The 5320-nt window shown below is 71.4% G+C and carries 4 protein-coding genes; 2 read left to right on the forward strand and 2 right to left on the reverse strand.

Going from position 1 to position 5320, the window contains the following annotated elements:
- On the reverse strand, positions 1–1038 hold a 1038-nt coding region (locus tag ND748_RS24480; protein ID WP_308205711.1), incomplete at its 3' end, for a BTAD domain-containing putative transcriptional regulator.
- Between the two features lie 442 nt (positions 1039–1480).
- Here ND748_RS24480 and ND748_RS24485 point away from each other — a divergent pair.
- On the forward strand, positions 1481–2284 hold the full coding sequence (locus ND748_RS24485) for a methyltransferase domain-containing protein (RefSeq protein ID WP_251748324.1): 804 nt from the start codon (positions 1481–1483) through the stop codon (positions 2282–2284).
- Positions 2277–3596: an ATP-grasp domain-containing protein gene (locus ND748_RS24490; protein ID WP_251748326.1), complete on the forward strand. Its 1320-nt coding sequence runs from the start codon at positions 2277–2279 to the stop codon at positions 3594–3596. The genes ND748_RS24485 and ND748_RS24490 overlap by 8 nt, the downstream gene beginning before the upstream one ends.
- A 55-nt stretch (positions 3597–3651) precedes the next feature.
- On the opposite strand, the gene ND748_RS24495 is transcribed toward ND748_RS24490, so the two are convergent.
- Positions 3652–5208 carry a B12-binding domain-containing radical SAM protein gene (locus ND748_RS24495; protein ID WP_251748327.1) on the reverse strand — a complete coding sequence of 519 codons (1557 nt, stop codon included), beginning with the start codon at positions 5206–5208 and terminating at the stop codon, positions 3652–3654.
- Positions 5209–5320 lie beyond the last annotated feature (112 nt).

Genomic DNA, 5320 nt, shown 5'->3' on the forward strand with positions numbered 1-5320 from the left:
GGCGGCGGCGAAGTCGCCGCGTTCCCGCATCACACTCGCCCGCACGCCGGCCAGCCGGCCCTGGTCAGCGGCGTCCGGCCCGAGCCGGTCGGCCGCGTCCAGGTGCGTCTGCGCCGCGTCTAGCTGCTGCTGCATCACCAGCGCGGCGGCGCTCTTGCGATGCAGGCGGATGGCTGTCACCGCGTCGGGTCCGGCCCGCAGCGCCCGCTCGTACGCCGTGATCGTCGCCGCGGCGTCGCCCGACTGGGCGCGCAGGTCCCCGACCCGCTCCCAGACCTCGATCGCCTGCTCCGGCTCGGCCGCGAGGTTGCTGCGGATCTCCTCGTACAACCGCTGCGTCGACGGGCTCGGTTCGATCCCCAGCTCGGCGTCGAGCACGTCGCACAGCCGCTGGTACTGCCGCCGGGCCTCGCCGCGGCGCCCGGCCGCGGAATACAGCCGCATCAGCCAGGCATGGTTGTCCTCGCTCAGCGGATCCGCGGCGACGAGCCGCTGCACGGCCCGGGCGGCGTCGTTGAGGTCCCCGCGCGATTCGAGCAGCTCCGCGAACTCCGCCATCAGCGCCAGCCAGTCGTCGCGCAGGGCATCGCGCGGCGCGACCACCCAGTCCTCGTAGACGTCCGTCGGCAACAGCCCGTCCCGGTAGCGTTCGATCGCGCCGGCATGGGCGTCGACGGCCCGGGTGCGCCGCGCGGTCGCGGCGGCCGACCGGTACTCGTCCACGTCGACCGACAGCCGATCCGACGGCAGGCACAACAGGTCGCCGACCGAGGCGATGAGGTCCGCGCCCTGCTCGCCGTCGAGCGCGCGCCGCGCCGCATGCAGGGCCTTGCGCAGGTTGCGGCCGGCCGTGGCCGGGTCCAGCTCCGGCCACAGGACGTCCATCACCTGGTCCCGGCGCAGGCGATGCCCGGGGGCCAGCGCGAGCAGCTTGACGAGCGCAGCCGGCCTGCGCTGCGACCAGGCCGCGGCCGGCACCACCCGGCCACCCACGGTGACCTGAAAGTGGCCGAACAGCTCGATCCGCAGAGTCTCCACTCGTCCCCCTCAGATCGCCCCACGGACGAACCCCGGCATCTACCCCGATGGTGCCACGCGGCCGCCGATCTGGACCGGGGCGGCGGTGCCTTCGTCCCCACTCGCCGGGGGCCCGCTCCGTGCCGCAGTTCGCAGCCGTGGTTCGCAGACGCAGGTTCGCAGACGTGGTTCGCAGACGTGGCTCACGATGCGCGGTTCACCCGCCGGTCCGCTGATCGAACCGCACCATCCCAAATACGGTCAAAACTTCACATTGCCTATCAGCGCCGACGGTCGAGCTTGACGGCACGCAGCGGCCCGGAAATCGTGGTCGAGAGGACGGCGTCGACGAGCTGCTCGCTCAGCGCGGGCCGACGCGCTGTCCGCGACGTCGCTCACGTCGCCGATTCTGTTTTGCCACGGCCCGTTCGCTCAGTGCCCTTTGGACCCCGGGAGCGCAGTAGTGACAGTCTCGATCGAGCGCAACGTCGACCCGTTCGACACCATCGATTCAGGGTCGGATCCAGCCTTCGAGGAAAGCATTCTTCTCGAGCGGATCGCCGGGCACTATTACCCTGCCGTTCTCGACTGGTTCTTCGATCTGCTGCCGCGGGAGGCCAGCGCCGTCCTCGAGGTCGGCTGCGGCACCGGGCAGGTTCTCGATCGGCTGGTCGGCCACCTGGGCGCCGACCGCGTCGCGCGGGCCGTCGGTATCGATCGCAGCACCTATCTCGCCGAACGAGCGGCCGAACGCTTCGCCCGACTCGAGATCTTCGCCGCCGATGGGGCCCAGGTACCGCTGCCCGACGAGCAGTTCGATCTCGCGACCACCGCAACCGTGCTGGTACACGCCGCCGACCCCGCCGGCATCCTCCGGGAGATGCACCGGCTCACCCGTCGCGGCGGGACGGCGGCGGTCCTCGACCAGGATTTCGGTAGCGCCGTGATCTACCCGGGCGACCGGGACCTCAGCCGCCGCATCCTCGATGCGGCGACCGATTTCTGGCAGGACGGCTGGATCGGCCGGAAGCTCCCCGCGCTGCTGCGCGACGCCGGTTTCACGGTCACCGGCTTCCACTCAACGGTCCGTATTGATCGCACCTTCGACCGGGCTTTCTTCACCCGAATCCGGGACTGGGTGGTCGACGCCGGTTTCTCGGCCCAGGAGGCCGACCGGTGGCTGGCCGAACTGGCCGCGGGAGCCGACCGCGACGAGTTCGTCTTCACCCGCAACTTCTATGCCTGCACCGCGCGCCGGGATGACTGAGGGCACGCTCCTCGTCTACAGCCCCCTCAACGAGCCACGCCGGCCGGCGCTCACCCGCCTCGCCGAACTCCACCCGCGGATCGTCCTGCTCGCCGAGGATGACACCGAGGTCCCGTCCTGGGCCGACGAACTGCTGGCCGACGTGGTGCGGATCGACCGGCTCGACGCGCCGGCCGCGATCCGCACCACGCGGGACCGGCTCGCCCGCCGCGGCGGCGCCGCGGACGGCATCGTCTCGCTGTCGGAGACGGGTCTGGCGTTCTGCTCGGCCGTGGCCGCCGAGCTGGGCCTGCCGTTCACGCCATCGGACGTGTTGGAGCGGGCCCGGGACAAGTCCCGGATGCGGGCAGCCTTCGCCGAGCACGGTCTGCCGACGGTGCGGTTCGGTACCGCCGGGCGGCTCGACGAGGCGCTGGCGATCGCCGCGGACATCGGCTATCCGGTGGTGCTCAAGCCGCTGCTCGCCGGCGGCAGCCTGTTCGTCTGGACGGTGCACGACCCGGCCGAGCTGGCCGCCGCCTTCGACGACGTGCTCCGCGGCGGCGCGCAGGTCGTCGCCGGCGACCCGCTGGTGCACGCCACCTTCCGCGGCGGCGCCGCACCTCGTCTGCTCGTCGAGCAACTCATCCACGGGCGGCGGCAGTTCGCCAGCTCGCTGGACCTGCCGATCGGCGAGGTGAGCGTCGAGGGCAGCGTCGTCGGCGGCGAGGTGCGGGTGCTGGCCCACCACGACAAGCCGCTGCCAGCAGGCGGCCCCTTCTTCGAGGAGGTGCTGTGGTCATCGCCGTCCCGGCTTCCGGCGGCGCTGCTGGCCCAGGTGAACGACGTGGCCGCCGGCGCCGTGCGCGCACTCGGCCTGCGGGACTGCGTGTTCCACGCCGAGATGCGGACGACCGACACCGGGCCGGTGCTGCTCGAGGTCGCAGCCCGGATGGGCGGCGGCCCGATCTTCCGGTCGGCCCGACTCGCCCATGGTGTCGACCTCGTCGAGGCGATGCTCCGGATCGCCACCGGCGCGCCGGGGACGCCCGGGCCCGCCGCGCCGGTGGCGGGCCCGCCGCGCCCCGCGGTGATGACGTTCGGCCTGTTCGCCGACGAAGGGATGTTGCGGGCGATCGAGGGGCTGGCCGAGGTGCGGTCGCACCCGGACGTCGTGGAGGTCTGCGTCTACGAGCATCCGGGCACCTACATCCGTCGCGCGCCACGCTCGGATCACTGCACGGTCCACGTCATGGTCGCGGCGGCCGACTTCGCCACCGCGGAGGACCTCGGCCGCTGGGCACAGCAACGCGTCCGGTTCGTCACCACGTGACGAACCAGGCGCCCATCCGACAGGCGCCCTCTGACTGGCGCCGTCTGACAGGTGCTCAGTAGCCGGACAGCACGCCGGCCGGCAGGAGGTCGCGCAGGAGGTCGGCGGTTTCGCCGGGCGGCAGCGCATCGAGCGAGTCGACGTCGAGGAACTGCCTGAGCACGAACGAGTAGTCGACGCTGTGGAAGGTGTGCTTCTCCTGCGGGGTCATGTTCCGCGCGGCGTCGGTGAGGACCTTTCGTACCCGCGCCGGTGTCAGGTAGAAGCGGCTGTACGCCTCCCGGCGCAGCTCCTCCAGGCGGTCCCAGGACACCGCCGCCGTGGGCGAGCTCTCGGGCGCGCTGAAATAGCCCTGGCCGGCACCATCACCGGGCGGCGCATAACCCTGCTCGATCGCCATGTCCCAGACCTCGGTGCCCTCGTGCGGGGACAGCACGAAGAAGTTCGCCTTGCTCAGGCCGGTGGTCGACGCATTGAACTCGATCGTCCGCTCGATGTCCGCCTCGGTCTCGGACGGGAAGCCGAAGATGTTGAACGAGCCGAGGATGACGCCCGCATTGCCCATGTACTCGATCATCTGGCGGGTGCGTTCGAGGTTGAGCCGTTTTTTGATCACCTGCTGCATCCGCTGGTCACCTGATTCCACCGCGACCATCGCGTAGAACGTGCCGCCCTCGAGCAGCAGGTCGACGATGTCCTCGCTGAGCAGGTCCGCGCGCAGGCCGTTGGGAAAGGCGAAGCGCAGCCCGGGCCGCCGGGCGAACTCGGCGAAGATCTCCCGCACCCGACCACGGTGGATATTGAAGATGTCGTCGTAGACGAGGAACGTGTCGACGTCGGCGGCCTCGTGCCAGTAGTCGACCTCCGCCACCACCGCCGCCGCCGACCGGTACCGCACGGACTTGCCCATGATGTCGTGGCAGTACACGCACTGGTACGGGCAGCCCCGCGTGGTGACGATCGGCATGTACCGCACCTTGAGGTTGAGCAGCGAGGTGTAACCGGCGAAGAGGGTCGGGTCCAGGTGCGCGAGGGTGGGTGTCGCGAGCGCGTCGAGGTCGGGCACGACGCCGCGCGGGTTCGCCCGGACGGCCCCGTCGGGCCCGCGGTAGACGAGCCCGACGACGTCCGCGGGCGGCGTCCCGCCGTCCCTGCCGGCGTCCCTGCCGCCGTCCCTGCCGGCATCGCGGAGCAGGTCGAGCAGGTCACCGAAGCCGGCCTCGCCCTCCCCCACCAGGGCATAGTCGATGTTGCCGTCGTCGAGCACTCCCCGGCCGAGCGCCGTCGCGTGCGGACCGCCGACGACCACGACGCTGCCGAGCTCCGCCTTGACCCAGCCGGCGACGAAGGCCAGCTCCGGCGCGTAGTAGGTCAACGCGCTGAGCGCCACGACGTCGGGCGCGAACCGGCCGAGCGCCGAGCGCCAGTCCTCGCCCCGGCTGAGCAGATGCAGCAGGTTCACCTGCAGCGTGCGGTCCGCCGACCGCCACGCGACATTGGCCTCCAGGTAGAGCGTGCCCAGCTCGATGCTGCACTTGTTCTCGTAGAACGTCAGTTCACGACCGAGGATCGCGTCCTGTTTGGCGTTGACGTTCACGAAGGCGACTTTCATGTCGATCTCCCTGAGCGGGCGTGACGGGCTTGACCGGCGTGACGGCCGTGGCAGCCGTGGCAGCCGGCGCGGGCGGGGCGGGCGTGGCGGGCGGGGCGGCCCAGGGCCCGGT

Source organism: Frankia sp. AiPs1, assembly GCF_023716945.1.
Lineage (GTDB): Bacteria > Actinomycetota > Actinomycetes > Frankiales > Frankiaceae > Frankia.